Genomic DNA, 23352 nt, shown 5'->3' on the forward strand with positions numbered 1-23352 from the left:
GAGCAGCCCGGCGGGTGCGCCTGGCACGGATGCGACCGGCCCGTCGCCTGGACCGAGGCCCACCACATCGTGCATTGGGCCGACGGCGGCCCCACGAACGCGGGCAACCTGATCCTGCTGTGCCGGTTCCACCACGGCCGCATCCACACCACCGGCTGGACCATCGACAAGACCGGCCCCGGCCAAGCCCTCATCACCCACCACGACCACCCCGCCGACGCGGCCGTTACTCTCGGCGGCGCGACCGGGTGCGGCCAGGCCGGGCAAGGCCAGGCCGGGCAGGCGGCGACCGGGACCGAGACTGCAACCGGGAACGGTTGCGGGTGCGCGGACTGGCGCACCGATGCCGACCTCGACACCGAGCATCACGGCTCGGACTGGGACGTCTTCGCGACCGGGCTCTACCGGACCGAATGGGCCGCCTCGATCAAGGCCGACCTCGACACCCGAGCCGAAGCAGTCCAGACCGAACGCGCCCGCACCGCCATCCGACAGGCCAGAACCAAAGCGCGAGAACGATTCGGCACCAGCCAGCGGCCACCGCGCCCGGCACCACCCGCCGGCACCGCACCCCCCGGCACCCGACCTGCACCACCCCGCCACCACGACACCCGCACCCCCGAACCGGCCGACCCCAGCGAACCACCCTTCTGAAAACCCCACCCCCTGATCCAGACAACCACCACCCCACACAAGGCACCGCCGTGCACACCTCGATCATCGCTGCCGGGCAACCGGAACCCGAGTGGCACCGGACCGTCGAAGTCCGGGCGCCACCAGCCCCACCCGGCCCGCGCCACCAAACGCCCGTGCTCGCCCCGCCGCGATAGCAGAAGGCCGCGACACGGCGCCCCGACCCACCACACCCACGGTGTCGCCGCACCAGAACCCGGACCCGGACAGCCCCGGACCCGGACCGCCGAACAGGACGACGGACCGGAGAGCCGAACCGGAGCCCCGCCCCGCCCCTCCCTGTCACCGACAAAAGACCAGGGCCCCCAAGGCACCGGACAGCCAGAGCACTGCCCCGACCTCGCACACACCCTGTTGTCGCCGCTTCAAAGCCAGAAGTTCAAAGGCACCGGACAGCCGGAGCGCTGCCCCGGCCCTCCACCAGCTCCACCGAGAACCCCAGACCGCGACCAGGCGGGACACCAAGCACTGCCCTGGTTCCACTACTGCCGCCGAGAGACCCGGGCCGCGACCGGGCGGACGGCCGGAGTACTGGCCCGACCCTCGGCCACCTGGTCGTCGCCGCCTCGAGACCCGCACCAAGGCGGCACCGGACAGCCAGAGTATTGGCCTCGCTCTCCGCTCTCCACTACTTCCGCAGAGAGACCTGGCCCTGACGAGGCGGGGCGGCCAAAGTACGGACCTCGCTCCTTACCGCCTTGTTCTCGCCGCCAAGAGACCTGGCCCCTGCGAGGCGGGCGGGCGGGCGGAGCGCCGGCTTCGACCTTGACGACCTCCGGTGAGAGCCCAACCCCCGTGAATCGGACAGTCGAAGACCGGGCGCCGACCGCTCACCGCGCTGTCCCGCCAGCAAGCCCAGCGGACCCGGACAGCCCAAGGCCCGCCCCGACCGCCCCGCACCTCGTTGTCGCTGCTTCAAGAACCGAAACAGAAATGGCGCTGACAGACGAAGGAACCACCCCGACCCGCCTACCGTCGGTCTCGTTGTCGCCGTCGAAAACCTGCCCTTGGCAGGGCGACCGAGGGGCCAGAGCACCGGCCCCGGCGCTCCACCTCCTGGCGGCCGCTGATCACGAGCACGCCCCACGCGATACCGGACAGCTGGAGCAGCCGCCCGGGCCGGCACTCATCTTGTCGTCGCCGCTTCAGGACTGGAAGCCCAGCGGCCCCGGACCGCCCGATACCCGCCCCGACCGCCGCACACCTCGTTGTCACTGCTGCTCACTCGTTGTCGCCGTCTCAAGGGGCCGTGCCGGAGCGGCCGCATCAGCCGGAGGATCCGGCGAGTTCCCCGGCCGTCGACCCGCTCATCGACGATTCGAGAACGGCGCCCGCGTCAGGCCCTGCAGACTGGCGCGGTGTCCGCCGCGCCGTCCCGGTGTTCGCACTCGGCGGCGGATCTTATCGGACGGCTGCCGCCGGGACCGCCCGCTCGCTCGGGCCGGTGTAGGCGCTGAGCGGCCGGATCAGGGAGTTCGCGTCGAGCTGCTCGATGATGTGGGCGGTCCAGCCGGTGATGCGGGACATGACGAACAGGGGCGTGAACATGGGGATGTCGAAGCCCATCAGGTAGTAGGCGGGCCCGGCCGGGAAGTCGAGGTTCGGGTGGATGCCCTTGGCCTCCAGCATGGCGGCCTCGAGCTCCTCGTACATCCGGACCCATTTCCCGCCGCCGGTGAGGGCGGCCATGTCCTCGAAGGCGGCCTTCATGGTCGGGACGCGCGAGTCGGCGTCCTTGTAGACGCGGTGCCCGAAGCCCATGACCTTCTCCTTGGCCGCTAGGCGCTCGCGGAGCCAGTCGCGGGCCCGCTCGGGTTCGCCGATCTCGAGCATCATCTTCATGACGGCCTCGTTGGCGCCGCCGTGGAGCGGGCCCTTGAGGGCGCCGACCGCGGCGGTCACGGCCGAGTACATGTCCGAGAGGGTGGAGGCGACGACGCGGGCGGTGAACGTGGACGCGTTGAAGGAGTGCTCGGCGTACAGGATCATCGAGACCGCGAAGCAGCGGCGCACTTCAGGGGCCGGGACCTCGCCGAAGCACATGTGGAAGAAGTTCTCGGTCCAGTCCAGGCCGGGGTCGGGCGCGATGCGGCCCTGGCCGCGGCGGCGCCGGTGGGCGTGGGCGATCACGGTCGGGAGCTTCGCGAACAGCGCTTCGGCCTTGGCCTGGTTGGACTCCCGGCGGTTGTCGTCCTCGGCGGGGTCCTCGGATCCGAGGCAGGAGACGGCGGTGCGCAGCAGGTCCATCGGGTGGCAGTTGTCGGGGACGCGGTCGATCACGCCGATGGTGGAGCGGGTGACCTCGCGCTGCGCGCGCTCGCGTTCGTTGAAGGCGGCGAGGCGGGCCGCGTCGGGAAGTTCGCCGTACCAGATCAGGTGCGCGACCTCTGCGAACGAGCGGGAGGCGGCGAGCTGCTGGACCGGGTAGCCGCGGTAGGTGAGGGAGTTGGTCTCGGGCACGACCTCGGAGATCGCGGTGGTGTCGGCGACGACGCCGGCCAGGCCCTTGCGGATCTGCGGCCGATCAGCGCTCATGCGTCCCTCCCGGGGATCCTGAAGTTGAACAGGTCCTGGTCGAACTCGCTGTAGGAGGCGTAGTCGACGAGGTCGTACAGGCGGGCGCGGGTCTGCATCCGGTCTACAAGGGACTCTTGGGTCCCTTCGGTCCGCAAGGCCGCGAGCAGCTCGTCGACCGCGCCCATGGCGGCGCGCAGGCTCGAGACGGGCCAGATGACGAGGTTGTAGCCGAGGTCCTCGAGCCGCCGGGCCGTGAGGTTCGGGGAGGCCCCGAACTCGGTCATGTTGGCGAGCAGGGGAACGTCGACGGCGGCGCGGAAGGCCGCGAACTCCGCCTCGTCGCGCAGCGCCTCGGGGAACACCATGTCCGCCCCGGCGTCCACATAGGCCTTCGCGCGGTCGATCGCGGCGTCGAGGCCCTCGATCGCGCGGGCGTCGGTGCGGGCGCAGACCACGAAGTCCGGGTCGGTGCGGGCCTTGACGGCCGCGGCGACGCGGCGGACCATGTCGGCGGCGGGCACGACGGCCTTGCCGTCGAGGTGCCCGCACCGCTTCGGGTTCACCTGGTCCTCGAGGTGGCAGCCGGCGAGCCCGGCGTCCTCGAACGCGGCGATCGTGCGGGCGACGTTCGCGACCTCGCCGAAGCCGGTGTCCGCGTCGATGAGGGTCGGCAGGTCGGTGGCGCGGGCGATCTGGCCGCCGCGGCCGGCGACCTCCGTCAGCGTGGTGAGCCCGATGTCGGGCAGGGCCAGGTCCGCGGCGAGGGCCGCCCCGGACACGTACACGCCGTCGAACCCGTGGTCGGCGACGGCCCGCGCGGCGAGCGGCGAGAACGCGCCGGGGAGCCGCTGGAGCGTCCCCGATGCGAGCCCTTCGCGGAGGCGGCGGCGCTTCTCGGAAGCGGTGGTCATCAGCAGCGTCCCTTCGCGGTCGGTTCGGACGGCATCCGTTGCGGTGCAGCGAGGCCGCGAACGCGGGTGCGGTTCGCGCGATCGGCGTGAGCGGTCATCGGAACAGCCCCGTCGCGGCCGGTTCGGGCAGCGCCCCGGGAGGCGCGGCGAGGTTGAGGGCCCGGACGCCGTTCGCGTCGAGCGCCTCGATGCGGCAGGCCAGGTCGAGGAACCGGTCCTGCTCGGCCGGGGCGACGACGCCTTCAGCGAGGCTGCGGAACTTCGCGATGTACTGCTCGCGCCGGAACGGGCGCGCCCCGGCCGGGTGGGCGTCGGCGACGGCGAGCTCGTCCGAGACGACTGTGCCGTCGTCGAGCGTGATGTCGACGCGGCCGCCGAACGCCCGCTTGTCCGGGTCGGGGTCGTGGTAGCGGGCGGTCCACTCCGGGTCCTCGGCGGTGCGGACCTTCCGCCACAGCGCCACGGTCGAGGGCCGGTGGGCGCGTTCGGGCGTGTAGGACCGCTCGTGGTGCCATTCGCGGTCTTCGAGGGCGACCGCGAAGATGTACATGATGGAGTGGTCGAGGGTCTCGCGGCTCGCGTCCGGGTCGGTCTTCTGCGGGTCGGCGGCGCCGGTCCCGATGACGTGGTGCGTGTGGTGGCTGGTGCGGATCAGGACCTCGCGGATCCGGGAGAGGTCGCCGACGCGCGGTGCCATGCGGCGGGCGAGGTCGATGAGCGCCTGGCTCTGGTACTCCGCGGAGTGCTCCTTCGTGTAGGTGTCGAGGACGGCGCGCTTGGGTTCGCCGCGGGCCGGCAGCGGCACCTCGTACACCGCGCCGGGTCCGCTCAGGAGCCTCGCGATGACGCCGTCCTCGCCTTCGTAGATCGGGGAGGGCGCGCCCTCGCCGCGCATGGCGCGGTCGACGGCCTCGACGGCGGCCTTGCCCGCGAACGCGGGCGCGTACGCCTTCCACGAGGAGATCGCGCCCTTGCGGGACTGCCGGGTCGCGGTCGTGGTGTGCAGGGCCTGCCCTATCGCCTGGTAGACCACCTCGGCCGGCAGGTCCATGAGGGCGCCGATCCCGGCCGCCGCCGAGGGCCCCAGGTGCGCGACGTGGTCGATCCGGTGCTCGTGCAGGCAGATCCCGCGCACCAGGTCCACCTGGACCTCGTAGGCGGCGGCGATGCCGCGCACGAGCGCCCGCCCGTCGAGGCCGCGGTGCTGGGCGACCGCGAGCACCGGCGGGATGTTGTCGCCCGGGTGCGAGTAGTCGGCGGCGAGGAACGTGTCGTGGAAGTCGAGTTCGCGCACGGCGACGCCGTTCGCCCACGCCGCCCACTCCGGCGAGCACCGCACGGTCGGGGCCGCACCGAAGACGGCCGCGCCGGGCGAGTACGGGTGCGCGAGCGCCTGCGCCCGCGCGTTCGCCACCGGCCGGCGCGCGAGCGACGCCGCGGCGACCGCCGCGTTGTCGATGACCCGGTTGCCGATCATCTCGGCGACGTCCCGCTCCACCGGGACCGCGTCGGCCGCGACCTCGGCGAGCTTCCAGGCGAGCTGCGCCTCGCGGGGCAACTCCTCGCGGGAGGCGTGTGCGCGGACGCGGTGGGTGATCACTCGGCATCTCCTGACGGTGCGGCGGGCGGTATGTTTCACAGTATGCACACCGCCGGTGCCACCTGAAACCGCTGTAAATGTGGTTTCTTGTGGAATTTTCGGCCCGCTTTGTGGAACTTGTGAAAGGCCGTGGTCATGGCGTTGAGGAAGGCGAAGGCCGGGCTGCGGCTGCGCCGGTTCCGCGAGGAGCGGGGGCTCACGCAGGCCGCGCTCGCGTCGGCCCTGGGGATCTCGACGAGCTACGTCAACCAGATGGAGTCGAACCAGCGGCCGATCACCGGCCCGGTGCTGCTGCGCCTCGCCGAGGTGTTCGACGTCGACGTGCAGCGCTTCTCGGCCTCCGAGAGCGACCGGCTGACCGCGCAGCTGCGCGACGCCCTCGCCGACACCGCCCACTCGGCCCCGGCCGGCGAGGTCCGCGAGCTCGCCGAGTCGATGCCCGAGCTCGCGCAGTACGTCGTGGACCTGCACCGCCGCTACCGGCACCTGCTGGAGCGGAACGCCGCGATGAGCGCCGAGCTCGACGCCCCGCAGGGCCGCGACGGCGTCGGTTCCCCGACCGCGCACGAGGAGGTCCGGGACCTGTTCTACGCCAAGCGCAACCACGTGGCCGCCCTCGACGAGGCCGCCGAGCGGATGTACGAGGAGGCCGCGCTCGACCCCGCGGACCTCGCCGGCGGCCTCGCCCGGCTCCTGCGCGAGGAGTACGGGACGGTCGTTGCCGACCTCGAACCGGGCGAGGCGAACCGGGTGAAGCGCCGCTTCGACCCGCCGGTCCTGCGCGTCTCGCCGCTGCTGAGCCCCGGGCAGCGGGCCTTCCAGCTCGCCACCCACCTGGCGCTCGTCGCCTGCGGCGACCTCATCCGCGCCGAGGCCGAGTCCGCCGACCTCTCCGGGGACGAGGCCCGCGGCCTGGCGAGGATCGGCCTCGCGAACTACTTCGCGGGCGCGCTCATCCTCCCGTACGGCCGGTTCCTCAGCGCCGCAGAGGAACTCCGCTACGACATCGACCTGCTCGGGCGCCGCTTCCGCGTCGGCTTCGAGACCGTCGCGCACCGGCTCTCCACGCTCCAGCGGCCCGGCGCGCGCGGCGTCCCGTTCTTCTTCGTCCGCGTCGACCGGGCCGGGAACATCTCGAAACGCCAGTCCGCCACCGACTTCCACTTCTCCCGCGTCGGCGGCACCTGCCCGCTGTGGGACGTCTACGAGGCGTTCGCCCACCCCGGCGAGATCCGCACCCAGCTCGCGCAGATGCCCGACGGCCGCTCCTACCTGTGGGTGGCCCGCACCGTGACCCGCCGGTACGGCGGTTTCGGGACGCCCGCGAAGACGTTCGCGATCGGCCTCGGCTGCGACCTCCACCATGCGCACCGGCTCGTCTACGCCGACGGCCTCGACCTCGCCAACCCGGCGATGCTCACCCCGATCGGCCCGGGCTGCAAAGTGTGCGACCGCAAGGGCTGCCCGCAGCGGGCCTTCCCCGCGATCGGCGCGCCCCTCGAGGTGACCGACCGCCAGAGCCGGTTCACCCCCTACCCGTCCGCCGACTGACCGGCGCGAGGCGCGCGACCGCGCACGGGAAGTCGGTTCCGTGCTGGTCGGCGCGGCTCTCGGCCTAGGTTCCGGCCCCGGGAAGGCCGTACCGTCGCCGTATACCGCCGCGACCACCGAAGGAGCTGAGCCCCTTGGACCTCCCCGATCGCCTACGCACCGCCGACGACTCCGGCCTCGCCGCGACCGGCACCGCCCGGCCGCTGCTGTCGTGGCGGCCCGTTGCGCCCGGCGCCGTGTACGAGGTCGAAGCGGCCGCCGACGAGGACTTCACCGAGGTAGTCGGCGCGGCGACCGCCGCGACCGCGGTGGACGTGCCCCTGCCCGGCCCCGCACTCGCGAGCTGCGAGGCCCGCTGGTGGCGGGTCCGGGTCCGCGGCGGCGAATGGAGCGCCCCGGCCCGCGTCGAGGCCGCGCTCCTTGAGCCCGGCGACTGGACGGCGCGGCCGGTCGCGGCCGGGGGCGAGCGCGGCTCGGTGCCGCTGCTGCGCCGCGAGTTCGCACTGCCGCAGGGCATCCGGTCGGCTCGCCTGTATGTGACCGCGCTCGGGGTGCACCGGACGTGGATCAACGGCCGCCCGGTCGGGCCCGACCTGCTCGAACCGGGCTGGACCGAGTACGGCAGCCGCCTCCTGTACGCGACCTACGACGTGACCGGCCTGCTTGTGGAGGGGCCCAATGCGATCGGCGCGGCGGTCGGCGACGGCTGGTACCGCGGCCCGGTCGGCTGGCTCAGCGCCGAGGCGTTCTACGGCGACCGGACCGGGCTGCTCGCGCAGCTCGAGGTCGAGACCGCTTCAGGGCGGACCGTCGTGGGGACGGACGCGTCCTGGCGGGCCTCGCACGGCGCCGTCCGCAGCGCGGGCATCCTCGCCGGCTGCACCACGGACCTGCGCGCCGAACCGCACGGCTGGCGGATTCCCGGCTTCGACGACGCCGCATGGGAACCGGTGGAGGTCCTCGACCTCCCCGCTGGCCTGGAGCAGCGGTCGGCGCCGGGCGTGCAGGTGGTGGAGACGCGGCCGGTCGCGGCGGTCCCCGTCGGCGGCCGGTGGACGGTGGACACCGGTCAGAACCTCTCGGGGTACCTGCGGATCAACGCGACCGGCCCGGCGGGGACCAGGATCACGGTGCGCCACGCCGAGGTCCTCGACGCCGAAGGGCGGCTCCACACGCGGCCGCTGCGCGGCGCCGCCGCCACCGAGGTGTACATACTGGACGGATCGAGCGCGGTCCTGGAACCGGCGTTCACCTTCCACGGGTTCCGCTTCGCCGAGATCACCGTCGATGCTGCGGTCGAGGGCGGCGCGGTCGAAGGCGGCGCGGTCGAGGAAGGCGGGATCGAGTGCGGCGCATCAGAGGACGGCACGGGCACGGACGGCGGCATGGTCGAGGAAGGTGCAGTCGGGAACGGTGCGGTCGACGAAGGCAGGGTCGAGGAAGGCACTGCCGAGAAGAGCACTGCCGAGAACGGCACGGTTGAGAAGAGCACGGTCGAGAGAAGCACGGTCGAGAAGAGCACGGTCGAGAAGAGCACGGTCGAGAGAAGCACTGTCGAGATCTGGGGCGTCGAAGCGGTCGCGATCAGCTCCGCGCTGCGGCGCACGGGACGCTTCGAATGCTCCGACAAGCGCGTGAACCGCCTGTACCACAACGTGGTCTGGTCCCAGGTCGACAACTTCGTCGCGATCCCGACGGACTGCCCGCAGCGCGACGAGCGCCTCGGCTGGACCGGCGACATCCAGGTGTTCGCGCCAACGGCGTGCCGGAACGCCGACGCCCGGTCGTTCCTGCGCGGCTGGCTCAAGGACCTCGCGATCGCGCAGCACCCGGACGGGAAGGTCGCGCACGTCGTCCCCGACATCCTCGCCGACCAGGGCGACTGGGGCTCGGGCTCGACCGGCTGGGGCGACGCCGCGGTGGCAGTGCCGTGGGCGCTGTACGAGGCGTACGGCGACACCGCGACCCTGCGGGACCAGTACGCGTCGATGCGCGCCTGGGTCGACTGGGGCGAGCGGCGGCTCGACGGGGACCTGATCTGGTCGGGCGGCTTCCACTTCGGCGATTGGCTCGACCCGGGTGCGCCGCCCGAGAACCCCGCGCAGGCCACGACCCCGACCCCGTACACCGCGACGGCGAGCCTCGTCCGCAGCGCCCGGACCCTCGCCGCCGCCGCGCGGCTCCTCGGGCACGACGCGGACGCCGACCGGTATGCGGCCCTGGGCGACTCGGTCGCGGCCGCGCTCTGGGAGCGGTACGGCGAGCAGGCTCTGGAGACCCAGACCGGGTGCGCGATGGCGATCGCGTACGGCATCGCGCCCGAGGCCGAGCGCGCGAGGGCCGGGGATCGGCTCGCCGCGCTGGTGCGCGCCGCGGAGGGCCGGATCGCCACCGGTTTCCTCGGCACGCCCCTGGTCCTGCCCGCGCTGACCGCGACCGGCCACCACGCCGAGGCGTACCTGCTGCTGCTCAACGAGCGCTGCCCCGGCTGGCTCCACCAGGTCGCCTGCGACGCGACGACCGTCTGGGAGCGGTGGGACGCGATCCGCGAGGACGGGAGCATCCACCCCGGTGACATGGAGGGCGGCGATTCGATGCTCTCGTTCAACCACTACGCCTACGGTGCCGTCGCCGAATGGCTGTACACCACCGCGGCCGGGCTCGCCCCGGGCGCTCCAGGATGGACGAGGGTGCGTTTCGCGCCGGTCCCGGGCGGCGGCCTCACCTGGGCTGCGGCCGAGATCGACGCGCCGACCGGCCGGGCCGCGATCCGCTGGGAGCTCGGCGAGGACTTCACCGCGGAGCTGACTGTGCCGCCGGGCGCCGAGGCCGAGTTCCATCCTCCGCCGGGGGATTGGGCGTCGGCCGCAGTGGACGGCGTCGGCGTCCCGCTCGGCATCGTCCCGCTCGGGCCGGGCGCTCACCGGATCGTGCTCTCGCCTCGTTGAGCGAACCGCCGCCCGTCGTACGGGCGGCGGTCGACGGTCTTCTGTCGGCCCGCGCTCGCCGCCTCGGACGCGGGTCGCGAAGGCGCCGAACTCAAGACCGGCAAAGCTCCTGCCCGCGGGGGACCGCGCCGCGGTGCTGGCCGATGCCGTGGCCGCGAGCGTGCCGCCGGCGGCCTCGCTCAGCCGTCCTGCCGGGAACCGTCCCGCTCAGGCGAGGCGGTCGCCGGGTCGTGTGCCGTCCTGTGAGCGAACGTCTTCCGGTATGCGGTGGGGCTCATGCCGATCCGCTCCCGGAAGCGGCGCGCGAACAGGTTCGGGTCGGCCCAGCCGACGTCGCGGGCGATTCGCCCGACCGGGAGGTCGGTGTGCAGGAGCAGCCCGGCGGCGGTCTCGATCCGGTGGCGCGCCAGGTACGCGAGCGGCGGCAGCCCGAACGCGGCCTTGAAGCGCCGCGCGAGATAGCCGGGGGAGAGGTGCAGTTCGGCGCCGAGCCGCTCGAGCGTCCACCGGCGCTCGGGCCGGTCCTCGAGGAGCCGGGCTGCGGCGAGTGCCGCGGGGTGCGCGCCCGGCCCGGTCCCGGCGGCCGGGGCGAGCGCCCGGGCGGCGATGCCGAGGACGAGCGCGAGCCGCCCGACCAGGTCGGCGCGGTGCGTGGCCGGCGGCGGCGAACCGAGCGCGGCCAGGGCGTCCAGGTGGGCGGTGCACTCGGCGAGCGCGCCCGCGTCGAGCCGGCCGCGCGCCTCGCCGGCGGCCGAGCGCAGCAGCCCGCCGAGCAGCCGGTCGTCCCGCGTCCATGCCAGCTCCCCTTGCAGCAGTTCGGGGTTGAAGCACAGGTTGTACAGCACCAGGCCCGCGCATTCCTCGTACGAGTGCCACAGCCCGGGCCGCAGGAGCACCAGGTCGCCGACCGCGAGCGGGGTGCGCCCGGCGCGGGAGCAGTGGACGGCGGTCCCGTCGACGACCGCGACGAGCTCCACGAACCCGTGCGTGTGCGGGTGCACCGCCTCCTCGTGGGCGTACCGGGCGGTGTGGACGCGCGAGCCGGAGGCGAGGGCCAGCGACCCCTTGGTCTCGCGGAGCGCGTGCATCACACCTCGATCTGGGAGCCCATGATGATGGTCCGCTCGCGCGGGAGCCGGAAGTGCTCGGCCGCGTCGGCCGTGATGTGCGAGGTGGCGACGAACAGGTGCTTGCGCCACATGGCCATCGTGGGCTCCCGGCCGACGACGAGCTTGATGGTCGACAGGAAGTACGACGCGTCCTCGACGCGCAGCCGCCCCCCGTGCCTGCGGTCGAGGAGCCCGAGCGCGTGCGGCACGTCCTGGACCTCCATGTAGCCGAAGCGGACCTGCACGTGGACGATGCCGTCGTCGGCGTACCCGAGGTAGTCCTCGTTGACGCGCTCGTCGTCGGTGATCCGCGGGACCGGCAGCGTCTCGATCGAGACGATCACGATCCGCTGGTGCCGCACGTGGTTGTGCTCGAGGTTGGCGCGCAGCGCCAGCGGCGCGGTCAGCTTGCCGCGGTTGAGGAACACCGCCGTCCCGGGCACGCACTGCGACTTCGGCAGCTCGGCCCGCAGCTCCTTCACGAACGCGCGCAGCGGCCCTTCGCGGCGTTCGCGCTCGGCGGTGACGACGCCGCGGCCCTTCTGCCAGGTCACCATGATCGTGAACGCCGCCACGCCGATGAGCAGCGGCAGCCACGCGCCGTGGACGATCTTCGTGAAGTTCGCGGCCAGGAACAGCAGCTCGAACGCGAGCAGCAGCCCGCCGCCGCCGAGGACGAGCCACAGCGGCGGCCGCCACCGCGACTTCGCGATGTACAGGAACAGCAGCGTCATGATCGCGATCGTCCCCATGACGGCCATGCCGTACGCGTACGCGAGCGCGCTCGAGGTGCGGAACGCGAACACGAGCGTGAGGACCGAGACCATGAGCAGCCAGTTGATCCACGGCACGTAGATCTGCCCGTACTGGCTCTCGGAGGTGTGGTCGATGCGCATGCGCGGCAGGTAGCCGAGCCGCGCCGCCTGGGACGCCACCGAGTACGCGCCGGTGATGACCGCCTGCGCGGCGATCACGGTGGCGACGGTCGCGAGCACGAGCAGCGGGATGCGCCCCCACTCCGGCGCGAGGAGGAAGAACGGGCCGCTGACGCTCGCCGGGTCCTCGAGGATCATCGCGCCCTGGCCCATGTAGTTGAGCAGGAGCGCCGGGAACACGAGCGCCAGCCACGCCCTGGTGATCGCGCGCCGGCCGAAGTGGCCCATGTCCGCGTACAGCGCCTCGGCGCCGGTCACGCACAGCACGATCGCGGCGAGCGCGAAGAACGCGATGTGGAAGTGGTTGAACAGGAAGTCCGCCGCGTACACCGGGTTGAGGGCCTTGAGGATCTCCGGGTGCTCCCCGATCCCGCGGATGCCGAGGACGGCGAGCACGCTGAACCAGACGATCATGACCGGCCCGAACGCCCGGCCCACGGCGCCGGTGCCGCGGCGCTGCACCGTGAACAGGACGACGATGATGACCGCGGTCAGGGGCACGACCAGGCTCTCCAGGTGCGGCTCGACCACGCGGAGGCCCTCGACGGCGGAGAGCACCGAGATCGCCGGGGTGATCATGGAGTCGCCGAGGAACAGGGACGCCCCGAAGATGCCGAGCGCGGCGAGCGTGAGCGCCGCCCGGCGGCCCCGGCCCTGCTTCCACCGGCGCAGGAGCGTGATGAGGGCCATGATGCCGCCCTCGCCGTCGTTGTCGACGCGCATCGCCAGGAGCACGTACGTGACGGTGACGATGATCGTCATCGACCAGAACATCAGGGAGACGACACCGTAGATGCTCGCCTCGTGCACCGGCACCGGGTGCGGGTCGAGGGGGTTGAACACGGTCTGGAGCGCGTAGATCGGGCTGGTGCCGATGTCGCCGAAGACGACGCCGAGGGCCCCGACGACCAAGGCGAGGCGGGCGGTGTCGCGGACGCCGTGCCCCGGTGGGGGCTCGGCGCCGATGTCGGGTCCGGGCCGACCCGCGCTGCCGGCGGCGCTCACTCGTCACTCCTCGTCGATCGGTCGCCCGGACGCCTCGCGGGGCGCCCCGGCGGACGCGGGCGGGCACCCGCGGTCCTGTCCAACCGAAGCACGATACCTCGCGAAACGGCCGCACCGACCTGGAGCGGTGAACGGGCCGCACCTGCCGGACCGGCCGCATTGCCGCAGATCACACCTGCATTGTCGTCCCATTCGCACCGAAAAACCAGCGCGGGCCCGGCCCGAGCGGGGCTACGATGGGCGGCGGTGATCCCCCGCGAGCGCGCGGGGGCGTCCGCGGCCCCGAACACCTCCCCGAGCCCCGCTGCGGCGCAACCGATCCGGCGAACCCATCCGCAAACGAACCAACGGGATCCTTCCGAATGGACACCACCACGCTCGACGGAAAGCGCCCGATCGCCTCCCTCGCGCGCACGCTCAAGCCCAGACGGGCCCGGCTCGCCGCGGCCGTCGCCGTCTTCATCCTCAAGGACAGCCCCGTCTGGCTGCTGCCGGTGATCACCGGCGCCGCGGTCGACGCGGTCGTGAACCGCGGCCCCCTGTCCACCCTCGGCTGGCTCGCCCTCGGCGCGGCCGTCCTCGTCGTCCAGAACGCGTTCACGCACGTATGGTTCACCAGCCTCTACATGGGCACGGTCCGCTCGCTCGGCGCCGACCTGCGCAACGCGCTCGCGGCGCGGCTCCAGCTCCTGTCGATCGGGTTCCACTCCCGGTCGAACGCGTCGATCATCCAGAGCAAGGTCGTGCGCGACGTCGAGAACGTCGAACTGATGCTCTCCCAGTCCGGCGGGCCGTTCCTGTCGGCGGTGTTCGTGTTCGCCGGCGCGATCACGATGACGGCGGTCTCCGTGCCCCAGTTCCTGCCGGTGTTCGCGCTGTCGCTGCCGTGCGGCTTCGGCGTCTGGTGGTTCACGCGCCGCCGCACCCAGGAGCGCAACCAGGAGTTCCGCAAGGAGATGGAGGTGTTCTCGGCCCGCGTCGGCGAGATGGCGGCGCTCATGCCGATCACCCGCGCGCACGGCCTCGAGCACGTCGCGGCCGCGCGGGTCTCGCAGGTCGCCGACGAGGTGCGCCACCGGGGCCTGCGCCTCGACGTCGTCAACGGCCGCTTCGGCGCCGCGAGCTGGGTGACCATGCAGCTCCTGTCGGTCGGATGCCTGCTGCTCGCGGCGGCGGTCGCGGTCGCGGGCTGGGCGCCGATCACGGCCGGGCAGGTCGTGGTGCTCGGCACCTACTTCTCGATGCTCACCGGCGCCGTCGGCACCGTCCTCAACCTGGTGCCGGTGACCGCCCGCGGCACCGAGTCGATCCGGTCGATCGCCGAGGTCCTCCAAGACCCGGACATCGAACGCAACGAGGGCAAGCCGGTGGTCGAGTCGATCGACGGCCGGGTGGAGCTGCGCGGCGTCTCGGTCCGCTACCCCGACAGCGGCCGGCCCGCGCTCGACGGCGTCGACCTGGTCGTCGAGCCGGGCCTGACGGTCGCGTTCGTGGGCCCGTCGGGCTCGGGCAAGTCGACCCTGATGAACACGGTCCTGGGCCTGATCCGGCCCGAATCGGGCGCGGTCCTCGTCGACGGCCGCGACACGGAGGCCCTCGACATGCGGTCGGTGCGCCGGCACGTGTCGGTGGTCCCGCAGGACTCGGTCCTGTTCGAAGGCTCGGTGCGCGCGAACATCACGTACGGGCTCGGCCCGGTCGACGACGAGCAGGTGCGGCGGGCGCTGCGGGACGCGAACGCGCTCGCGTTCGTGGAGGCGCTGCCGGACGGCTGGGACACGGTCGTCGGCGAGCGCGGCGCGCGCCTCTCGGGCGGGCAGCGCCAGCGCCTGTCGATCGCGCGGGCGCTCATCCGGGACCCGCGGATCCTGCTCCTCGACGAGGCGACGAGCGCCCTCGACTCGGAGTCGGAGCGGCACATCCAGGGCGCGTTGGAGACCCTGATGCGCGACCGCACGACGCTCGTGGTCGCGCACCGGCTGAGCACGATCCGCTCGGCCGACGTGATCGTGGTCCTCGAGGACGGGCGCATCACCGAGCAGGGCACCCACGAGGAACTCCTGGCGAAGTCGGGCCGGTACGCGGCCCAGTGGGGCGTCCAGCACGCGGCCGCCTGAACCGCGGGCACGCCGGAGGAGCCGTGACCTCTGGGTTCAGAGCCCCCGGTCGAAGGTAGCCGGAGGGACCTGAAGGGGAGCTGAAGCGCCGACCTCCGCCGGGCACACTGAAAGCGGCCTCTCCTCTGGGTCGAGGGCCCCCGGTCTCCAACGTAGCCGGGGGCACCTGAAGCGGAGCTGAAGCCGGTTGACAAAGTTTGGCGACGAAACTTAAGGTTGGCCGACCGCGCCATCCCACCTCCCGCCGTCACGTTCCGCCGCCATGTCCCGCCGCCATTCGCGCCGCACCACCGAGGGAGCCTCCTTGAGCCGTCCGACCGTGTCCGCAGCCGAGCACCCGATCGTCTCCGGCTTCCACCCCGACCCGACGATCTGCCGGGTCGGCGAGGACTACTACCTGGCCCATTCGAGCTTCGAGTACTTCCCGGGCGCGCCGATCTTCCACAGCCGGGACCTCGTGTCCTGGAAGCAGATCGGCAACATCCTCGACCGCCGCGGCCAGTTCCTGCGCGGCGACGGCCGCCCCTCGGGCGGCATCTACGGCTCCACCCTGCGCCACCACGACGGCCGCTTCTACTTCGTGACCACGAACGTCGGCGACGCCGAATCGGGCCAGACGATCGTCTCCACCGAGGACCCCGCGGGCACCTGGAGCGACCCCGTCTTCGTCCCGCAGGCGGTCGGCATCGACCCCGACCTCGCCTGGGACGACGACGGCACCTGCTACCTCACCTGGACCGGCCGGGTCGCCGGCGGCGAAGGCGAAGGGCTCCTCCAGGGCCGCCTCGACATGAAGACCGGCGAGTTCGAGGCGCCGCCCTACCTCGTGTGGCAGGGCTCCGGGCTCGCGTACCCCGAAGCGCCGCACCTCTACCGGATCGGCGACCACTGGTACCTGCTGCTCGCCGAAGGCGGCACCGAGCGCGGCCACACGGTGACCATCGCGCGCGCCGACCGCCCCGAGGGCCCCTACGAGCCCTGCCCGGACAACCCCGTGTTCAGCCACCGCTCGACACCGCACCCGGTCCAGAACACCGGCCACGCCGACCTCGTCCAGACCGCCGCCGGCGAATGGGCCGCGGTCTACCTCGCGGTCCGGCCCGGCGGGTTCACCCCGTCGTTCCACGTGCTCGGCCGCGAGACGTTCCTCGCCGGCGTCGACTGGGTCGACGGCTGGCCCGTGTTCGACGAGTCCCGCTACGAGTTCACGCCCGACGCGACCGCGTTCGAAGACGACTTCACCGCCGCGGAACTGGACCCGCGCTGGGTCGCCCCCGCCAGCGAACCGGAGAAGATCGCCGCCCCGCGCCCCGGCGGCGGGCTCGACCTCCGCGACCCCGGCGACGGCTCGCCGGGCCTGATCTGCGCGCGCGTCAAGGACCTCCGCTGGGAGGCCGAGGCGGTCTTCTCCGGCTCCGGCCGGTTCGAGGTCCGCATCGACGACCGCCACCGGTACGGCCTCGTCTTCGAGGACGGCCTGGTCCGCGCCGAGGCGCGCATCGGCGGCGTCCGGGCCGAACTCGGCTCCGCGGAAGCGCGCGGCGACGCGGTGCTCCGCATCGCCGCGGTCGAATGCGAGGCCGAGACCATGACGGCCTACGGCCCCGACGACATCGTCCTCTCGCTCGGCGGCACCGTCCTCGCGCGCCTCGACGGCCGCTACCTCTCGACCGAGGTCGCGGCCGGGTTCACCGGGCGGATGCTCGGCGCGGGAGCGGCCGGTGCCGGCTCGGTGCTGCGCCGCTTCGCGTACACGCCCCGCCAGTAGTCCTCACACCGATCCCGCGCCTTCGCCGGCACGCGCGCCGTCCCGGCCGGTGCCTCCAAGCGCCCGGACGGTTATGCGCGTGCCGTGCGCGCCCCTAGCGCTTCTTGTGCTCCTTCGACAGGTCGCGGACGACGACCACCGGGCACGGCGCGTGCGAGACGCAGTACTGGCTCACCGAGCCGACGAGCGTCCCCACGAACCCGCCGTGCCCGCGCGAGCCCACGACCAGTAGCGACGCGCCTTGAGCGGCGTCGATGAGGACCTTCGCGGCATGCCCCGCGATCGCGTTCTGCTCGATCACGACGCCGGGGTCGGTCCCCGCGGCCTGCTCGACCGCCCGCGCCAGCGACTCCTTCGCCGCCGCTTCGAACTCCTCGCCGCTCGGGAGGGTCATCATCCCCGTCCCGTACTGCGCGGGGACCTCCCATGCGTGCACCGCCTCGAGTTCGGCCCCGGTGAGGGCGGCCTCCCGGACGGCCCATTCAAGCGCTCTGATCGACGCGGACGATCCGTCCACCCCGACCACGATGCGATCCGCCTTCGCTTCCGAAGGGTCCATGACCGCTCCTTCCGTTCAACCCCAGGTGAGGGGATACAACGGGTACCCTGAGCGGCCCTCGCCGAACCCGTGCCCGAGCCCCGACCCGAATCCGGCACCGCGCGGTCCCGCCCGGACCGACCCGACCACGCCGGTCCACCCGGCTCACCCGTATCGCGGGGATCGGCGCGAACCGGGGCCCGGCCCCCGGAACCGGCGCTATATTCAGGCCCACCGCCCGCCCGGCCACGAGACCGCGGGCCGGACCTGCGAGGACCCATGGCGCACGACACCGGAACCGAGGCACGCCCCGCCGTGAAGCTCGCCTTCTGGACGCTCACGGCCATGGTCGTCGGCTCGATGGTCGGCGCCGGCGTGTTCTCGCTCCCCAGCCGGTTCGCGCAGGAGACCGGCGTCGCGGGCGCGCTCATCTCCTGGGCGATCGCCGGCACCGGCATGCTCATGCTCGCGTTCGTGTTCCAGCGCCTCGCCATGCGCCGCCCCGACCTCGACGCCGGGGTCTACGCGTACGCCAAGGCCGGCTTCGGCGAATACCCCGGCTTCTTCTCCGCGATCGGCTACTGGGCCTCCGCGTGCGTCGGCAACGTCACCTACTGGGTCCTCATCATGTCGACCGCGGGCGCGATCGTCCCCGCCCTCGGCGACGGCGACACGCTCTGGGCCGTCGCGATCTCCACACTCGGCCTGTGGGGCTTCTTCCTCCTCATCAAGCAGGGCGTGAAAGAGGCGGCCGCGATCAACCGGATCGTCACCGTCGCCAAACTCGTGCCCATCATCGTGTTCATCCTGCTGGCGCTGTTCGTCTTCGACCCCCGCGCCTTCGCCGCCAACTGGGGCGGCGCCGACTACGCCGGATCCCTGTTCAGCCAGATCCGCGGCACGATGCTCGCCACCGTGTTCGTGTTCCTCGGCGTCGAAGGCGCCTCGGTCTACTCCCGGCACGCCCGGCGCCGCGAGGACGTCGGCCGCGCCACCGTCACCGGCTTCCTGTCGGTCTTCGCGGTCTTCGCGTCGGTCACGATCGTCTCGTACGGCATCATGCCGATGGAGGAGATCGCCGAACTGCGCCAGCCCTCCATGGCCGGTGTCCTCGAACACGCGGTCGGCACCTGGGGCTCGGTGTTCGTCTCGATCGGCCTGATCGTCTCGGTCCTCGGCGCCTACCTGGCGTGGACGCTCATGGCCGCCGAAGTGCTCTACGTGGCCGCCAAGGACGACGACATGCCGCGGTTCCTCGCCCGCGCCACGAACGAGGACGTCCCCGTCCCCGCACTCGCCATCTCCACGGTCCTGAGCCAGATCGTCCTGGTCGTCACCTACTTCTCCGAGGACGCCTTCAACTTCGCCCTCGACATGACCAGCGCCCTGACGCTCATCCCGTTCCTCCTCGCGGCCCTGTTCGCCGTCAAGGTCGCCATCGGCCGCGGCGGCGCCGTCGGCGCCGCCCCCGAACGCGGGACGCCCGCCGAAACCGCGATCGCCGTCCTCGCCACGCTCTACACCGCGTTCCTGCTGTTCGCCGCCGGCCTGGAGTTCCTCCTCATCTCCTTCATCATCTACACCCCCGCCACGATCCTGTTCGCCATGGCCCGCCGCGAGCAGGGCCGCCGCCTGTTCAGCCCCGGCGAGACGGTGCTCCTGGCCGTCGCCGTCGCCGGCGCCGTCCTCGGCGTCACCGCGCTCGCCGCAGGCTGGGTCGCCATCTGAACGACGCGCACCCGACCGGCGTGCGCCCGAACCGTCCTGGGGGACGACGGAGGAGAACCGCTATGACCGACGGATACGGCGTCCACTCCGAAGTGGGCCGCCTGCGCAAGGTCCTCGTGTGCCGCCCCGGCCTGGCCCACCGGCGGCTGACGCCCACGAACGCCGACGGGCTGCTGTTCGACGACGTCATGTGGGTCGAGAACGCCCAGCGCGACCACGCCGACTTCGTGGACCAGATGCGCGGCCGCGGCGTCGAGGTCGTCGAACTGCACGACCTCCTCGCCGAGACCGTCGCGGACCCGGCCGCCCGGTCGTGGCTGCTCGACCGCAAGATCACCGCGAACGAGGTCGGCCTCGGCCTCATCGACCCGACCCGTGAATACCTCGAGTCGCTGGGGCCCGCGGACCTCGCCGAGTTCCTCATCGGAGGACTGTCCACTGCGGACCTGCCCGACGATCTGCGTCCGCCGTACATCGCGCTGGCGCGCGAGTCGACGGGCGCGCGCGAGTACCTGATGCCGCCGCTGCCGAACACGCTGTACACGCGGGACACGACCTGCTGGCTGTACGGCGGGCTCACGCTCAATCCGCTGTTCTGGCCGGCGCGGCACGACGAGACGCTGCTGATGAAGGCGATCTACACGTTCCACCCGGACTTCACCGGGTGCACGGTGTGGTGGGGCGACCCGGACGTGCCGTGGGGGCAGGCGACGTTCGAGGGCGGCGACATCATGCCGGTGGGCAACGGCGTGGTGCTCATGGGCATGAGCGAGCGCACCTCCCGCCAGGCGATCACGCAGGTGGCGCGGGCCCTGTTCACGCATGGTGCGGCCGAGCGGGTGGTCGTCGCCGGGATGCCGAAGCTGCGGGCGGCCATGCACCTGGACACGGTTCTCACGTTCGCCGACCGCGACGTGGTGACGATCTACCCGAAGATCATGGACGCGGTCCACGCCTTCTCGCTGCGCCCGGCCGACCGGGAGCCGGGCCTCGAGATCGAGGACCACGGCTCGGCGGCGTTCACCGACGTCGTCGCGCGGGCACTCGGCCTGCCGTCGCTGCGGGTGATCGAGACCGGCGGCGACGTGTACGCCTCCGAACGGCAGCAGTGGGATTCGGGAAACAACGCGGTCGCGCTCGAGCCCGGCGTCGTCATGACCTACGACCGCAACACCCAGACCAACACGCTGCTCCGCAAGGCCGGCATCGAGGTCCTCACGATCGTCGGAGCCGAACTCGGCCGCGGCCGCGGCGGCGGCCACTGCATGACCTGCCCGATCATCCGCGACCCGGTCGAATTCTGACCCGCCTCCGGGCCCGGCCGTCCCGCCGGGCCCGGAGTTGTCCACAGGCGGAAAATCCCTTGTCGCGGTTCAGCGCCGCCCGTGCCAGGGTTGACCCATGCGCCTGAACAGCACCGACACCCGCGCCACCGGCCCGCACCGCCGGGAATCCAGTGCGTCTGCGCCCGCGCCGGGAGTTATCCACAGGGGAGAAAACGATCCTTGCCGCTGTGCAGACGGGGGTGCTGTAGTTAGTAGTAAAAAAGCCACCTCGAACCAGAGTCTTACTCCGGTTCTCGCAGGTGAGCGGCACAGTGGGATCGATCGAGCCGCACCAAGTCCGCGGGCGGGTGCACCCGCCCGCGGCACCTGCGAGAACCACCGGGGCGGTACCGACGGAGGCCGTCGGCACCGCCCCGAATCCCCCGCGGGGATATGCGGGTGGACATGGCGCGACATGTCCACCCGCAACAACTCCACGCGCCACCGCCGGAGACTGAAACCCGGCCCGGCATCCGAGCCGGCCGAAACGTGGCCGCGGCCACGCGGCCGCCTTCTGCGGTCACAATAGCGGCGGCGGTTGCGTCATACCGGTGACCGCACACGAGGAGGGGACCGGACATGACCGACGACCAGTGGCTCGCGCGCCGATTCGAGAACGACCGGCCGCGGCTCGAGGCGGTGGCCTTCAGGATGCTCGGCTCCTCCGGCGAAGCGGAGGACGCCGTTCAGGAGGCGTGGTTCCGCCTGGCCGCCAGCGACACCGACCGGATCGAGAACTTGAGCGGGTGGCTCACCACGGTCGTGGGCCGGGTGTGCCTCGACCAGCTGCGGCGCCGCAAGTCCCGGGCCGAGCAGCCGATGCCCGAGGCGGGGCCCGAGCCGGCCGCCCTGCCGAGCCTGGCGGGCGCGCCGGTCGACCCGGAGTCCGAGGCCGTCATGGCCGACTCGGTGGGCCTGGCGCTGCTGGTGGTGCTGGAGACCCTCGAGCCGGCCGAGCGGCTCGCGTTCGTCCTGCACGACATGTTCGGCGTGCCCTTCGACGAGATCGCCCAGATCGTCGACCGCACCCCGACGGCGGCGCGCAAGCTCGCGAGCCGGGCCCGCGCCCGGGTGCGCGGGACGGGCGAGCCGGAGCGCCGGGACGTCGCGCGGCAGCGGGCGGTCGTGGAGGCGTTCATGTCCGCCGCGCGCGAAGGGGACTTCGACGCGCTGGTGTCGGTGCTCGACCCGGACGTGACGCTCAAGACGGACGCGGCCGAGGTCGGGACGATCCTGCGCGGCGCGGCCACGATCGCGGGCGGGGCGATGACGTTCGCGGCCATGGCGACCGGGGCGCAGCTCGTGCTGGTGGACGGCCGGATCGGCGCGGTCTCCTCGATCCCGGGCCTGCCCACGCGGGTGCTCGTGTTCACCGTCGAGGACGGCCGGATCACGGCGATGGAGGGGATCACCGACGCCGCCCGCATCCGCGGTGCGAACCTGACCCTGCTCGACGACTGAGCGGCCGCAGCGGGAGCGGGTCGGGATCGCCGTACGGTCCCGGACCGCCGACGGCACCGCGGGCAGGTGCTTCGCCGCCGAGTTCGCGGCGCACGGGTAGCAGGACACCCCGAGCCGGATCGCAGGCCCGGGCCGGATCACCGGTCCCGGGCCGGGACGGGTTCACGCGAGCGTCGTTCGCGTGAACCCGTCCCGGCTCCCCTGCGCGGCTCCTGGGTCCCTGACGCCGGCTTCCGGCTCCCGGGCCCCCGGCTCCCCGAGCTCCGCCGACTCACCGGATCGTGCCACATATCGATTTTCGATCGATGTCTATTGACTTTCGATAGATACCGATCGAGAATCGATGCATGAACGCATTCCTCATTCTGATGCTGCGGATGGCTCTGGCCGCCGCGTTCCTCGCCGGCCTCTTCGGTCAGGTCATGATCGTCCCGAACTCGCTCGCCGAAGACGTCGAGAACGCCTACGGCAGCTCGATGGTCACCGCGCTCGTGCCCGCCGCGATCGCCGGCATCGCCTGCGTCCAGGTCGTCCTCGTCGCCACATGGCGGCTCCTGGGCATGATCGATGGCGACGCCATCTTCAGCGCCCGCGCCTTCCGCTGGGTCGACATCGTCGTCGGAGCGACCGCCGCCGCCACGGCGATCGCGCTCCTGACCGCCGCGTACATCTTCGTGTACGGCAGCGGCGCCGACGAGATGCGGCTCCTCGGCGACCTCGGCGCGCTCGCCACCTGCGCGGGCGGGGGCGCCGCGTTCGCGATGTTCACGCTGATCATGAAAGGGCTCCTGCGCAAGGCCACCGAGCTCAAGACCGAGATGGCCGAGGTCATCTGATGGCGATCGCGGTCGACCTGGACCTGCTGCTCGCGAAGCGCGGCATGTCGGTGGGCGAGTTCGCCGAGGCGGTGGGCATCAGCCCCGCGAACGTCGCGGTCCTCAAGAACGGGCGCGCAAAGGCGGTGCGGTTCTCGACCCTCGAGGCGATCTGCCGGGTCCTCGACTGCCAGCCCGGCGACGTGCTCCGCTGGGTCCCCGACGGGCAGTGACCGGAACACGCGGCGGCGGCACCGGGATCCCGGTGCCGCCGCCGCACTTCGCCTAGGGGCCGCCCCCGTCCGGGGGCCCGGGCGCGGGCCCGCCCCGG

General features: G+C 72.5%; 16 protein-coding genes. 10 read left to right on the forward strand and 6 right to left on the reverse strand.

Going from position 1 to position 23352, the window contains the following annotated elements:
- The coding region (locus GFD30_RS16095) for an HNH endonuclease signature motif containing protein (protein ID WP_194201994.1) at positions 1–654 on the forward strand (654 nt) is incomplete at its 5' end.
- 1440 nt (positions 655–2094) lie between these two features.
- On the opposite strand, the gene GFD30_RS16100 is transcribed toward GFD30_RS16095, so the two are convergent.
- From GFD30_RS16100 to GFD30_RS16110, 3 genes are all read right to left on the reverse strand, one after another.
- A complete protein-coding gene (locus GFD30_RS16100; RefSeq protein ID WP_153026225.1) occupies positions 2095–3228 on the reverse strand; it encodes a bifunctional 2-methylcitrate synthase/citrate synthase in 1134 nt (377 codons plus the stop codon).
- A complete protein-coding gene (gene prpB, locus GFD30_RS16105) occupies positions 3225–4121 on the reverse strand; it encodes a methylisocitrate lyase (RefSeq protein WP_153026226.1) in 897 nt (298 codons plus the stop codon). Before prpB ends, GFD30_RS16100 begins: the two co-directional genes overlap by 4 nt.
- A gap of 94 nt (positions 4122–4215) precedes the next feature.
- Positions 4216–5721 carry an MmgE/PrpD family protein gene (locus GFD30_RS16110; protein WP_322633309.1) on the reverse strand — a complete coding sequence of 502 codons (1506 nt, stop codon included), beginning with the start codon at positions 5719–5721 and terminating at the stop codon, positions 4216–4218.
- A gap of 141 nt (positions 5722–5862) precedes the next feature.
- On the opposite strand from GFD30_RS16110, the gene GFD30_RS16115 reads away from it, so the two are divergent.
- A complete protein-coding gene (locus tag GFD30_RS16115; RefSeq protein WP_153026296.1) occupies positions 5863–7272 on the forward strand; it encodes a short-chain fatty acyl-CoA regulator family protein in 1410 nt (469 codons plus the stop codon).
- Between the two features lie 134 nt (positions 7273–7406).
- Entirely contained in the window at positions 7407–10220 is a 2814-nt protein-coding gene (locus GFD30_RS16120) for an alpha-L-rhamnosidase (RefSeq protein ID WP_153026227.1), read from the forward strand.
- A gap of 179 nt (positions 10221–10399) precedes the next feature.
- Here GFD30_RS16120 and GFD30_RS16125 read toward each other — a convergent pair whose 3' ends face one another.
- Positions 10400–11308 carry an AraC family transcriptional regulator gene (locus GFD30_RS16125; RefSeq protein ID WP_153026228.1) on the reverse strand — a complete coding sequence of 303 codons (909 nt, stop codon included), beginning with the start codon at positions 11306–11308 and terminating at the stop codon, positions 10400–10402.
- Positions 11308–13230 (reverse strand): potassium transporter Kup, encoded by a 1923-nt coding sequence (locus tag GFD30_RS16130; protein ID WP_407649077.1) that lies wholly within the window; start codon positions 13228–13230, stop codon positions 11308–11310. The genes GFD30_RS16125 and GFD30_RS16130 overlap by 1 nt, the downstream gene beginning before the upstream one ends.
- A gap of 401 nt (positions 13231–13631) precedes the next feature.
- On the opposite strand from GFD30_RS16130, the gene GFD30_RS16135 reads away from it, so the two are divergent.
- Entirely contained in the window at positions 13632–15386 is a 1755-nt protein-coding gene (locus GFD30_RS16135; protein ID WP_153026229.1) for an ABC transporter ATP-binding protein, read from the forward strand.
- Positions 15387–15690: 304 nt separating this feature from the next.
- The gene (locus GFD30_RS16140) at positions 15691–17154 is read left to right on the forward strand and encodes a glycoside hydrolase family 43 protein (RefSeq protein WP_227996451.1); all 1464 of its coding nucleotides are present in this window, start codon (positions 15691–15693) and stop codon (positions 17152–17154) included.
- 94 nt (positions 17155–17248) lie between these two features.
- On the opposite strand, the gene GFD30_RS16145 is transcribed toward GFD30_RS16140, so the two are convergent.
- The gene (locus tag GFD30_RS16145; protein WP_153026231.1) at positions 17249–17713 is read right to left on the reverse strand and encodes a universal stress protein; all 465 of its coding nucleotides are present in this window, start codon (positions 17711–17713) and stop codon (positions 17249–17251) included.
- A gap of 258 nt (positions 17714–17971) precedes the next feature.
- Here GFD30_RS16145 and GFD30_RS16150 point away from each other — a divergent pair, with 258 nt between their 5' ends.
- The 5 genes from GFD30_RS16150 to GFD30_RS16170 all read left to right on the forward strand — a co-directional run bounded on the left by GFD30_RS16150 (position 17972) and on the right by GFD30_RS16170 (position 23254).
- The gene (locus GFD30_RS16150; protein ID WP_153026232.1) at positions 17972–19420 is read left to right on the forward strand and encodes a basic amino acid/polyamine antiporter; all 1449 of its coding nucleotides are present in this window, start codon (positions 17972–17974) and stop codon (positions 19418–19420) included.
- 62 nt (positions 19421–19482) lie between these two features.
- Positions 19483–20724 carry an arginine deiminase gene (locus GFD30_RS16155; protein WP_153026233.1) on the forward strand — a complete coding sequence of 414 codons (1242 nt, stop codon included), beginning with the start codon at positions 19483–19485 and terminating at the stop codon, positions 20722–20724.
- A 600-nt stretch (positions 20725–21324) separates the two neighbouring features.
- Complete coding sequence (locus tag GFD30_RS16160; protein WP_153026234.1) at positions 21325–22206, forward strand: sigma-70 family RNA polymerase sigma factor; 882 nt, start codon at positions 21325–21327, stop codon at positions 22204–22206.
- A gap of 347 nt (positions 22207–22553) precedes the next feature.
- Positions 22554–23042 carry a DUF2975 domain-containing protein gene (locus tag GFD30_RS16165; RefSeq protein ID WP_153026235.1) on the forward strand — a complete coding sequence of 163 codons (489 nt, stop codon included), beginning with the start codon at positions 22554–22556 and terminating at the stop codon, positions 23040–23042.
- Entirely contained in the window at positions 23042–23254 is a 213-nt protein-coding gene (locus GFD30_RS16170) for a helix-turn-helix domain-containing protein (RefSeq protein ID WP_153026236.1), read from the forward strand. The genes GFD30_RS16165 and GFD30_RS16170 overlap by 1 nt, the downstream gene beginning before the upstream one ends.
- The last annotated feature ends 98 nt before the right edge of the window (positions 23255–23352 follow it).

It is taken from the genome of Glycomyces albidus (assembly GCF_009451885.1).
GTDB classification, from domain to species: Bacteria; Actinomycetota; Actinomycetes; order Mycobacteriales; family Micromonosporaceae; genus Glycomyces; species Glycomyces albidus.

Excerpts from the sequence above, each read along its gene's own strand:
- GFD30_RS16100 (WP_153026225.1), bottom strand. The coding sequence starts at position 3,228 with ATGAGCGCTGATCGGCCGCAGATCCGCAAGGGCCTGGCCGGCGTCGTC.
- prpB (WP_153026226.1), bottom strand. The coding sequence starts at position 4,121 with ATGACCACCGCTTCCGAGAAGCGCCGCCGCCTCCGCGAAGGGCTCGCA.
- GFD30_RS16125 (WP_153026228.1), bottom strand. The coding sequence starts at position 11,308 with ATGCACGCGCTCCGCGAGACCAAGGGGTCGCTGGCCCTCGCCTCCGGC.
- GFD30_RS16135 (WP_153026229.1), top strand. The coding sequence starts at position 13,632 with ATGGACACCACCACGCTCGACGGAAAGCGCCCGATCGCCTCCCTCGCG.
- GFD30_RS16145 (WP_153026231.1), bottom strand. The coding sequence starts at position 17,713 with ATGGACCCTTCGGAAGCGAAGGCGGATCGCATCGTGGTCGGGGTGGAC.
- GFD30_RS16150 (WP_153026232.1), top strand. The coding sequence starts at position 17,972 with ATGGCGCACGACACCGGAACCGAGGCACGCCCCGCCGTGAAGCTCGCC.
- GFD30_RS16155 (WP_153026233.1), top strand. The coding sequence starts at position 19,483 with ATGACCGACGGATACGGCGTCCACTCCGAAGTGGGCCGCCTGCGCAAG.
- GFD30_RS16160 (WP_153026234.1), top strand. The coding sequence starts at position 21,325 with ATGACCGACGACCAGTGGCTCGCGCGCCGATTCGAGAACGACCGGCCG.
- GFD30_RS16165 (WP_153026235.1), top strand. The coding sequence starts at position 22,554 with ATGAACGCATTCCTCATTCTGATGCTGCGGATGGCTCTGGCCGCCGCG.
- GFD30_RS16170 (WP_153026236.1), top strand. The coding sequence starts at position 23,042 with ATGGCGATCGCGGTCGACCTGGACCTGCTGCTCGCGAAGCGCGGCATG.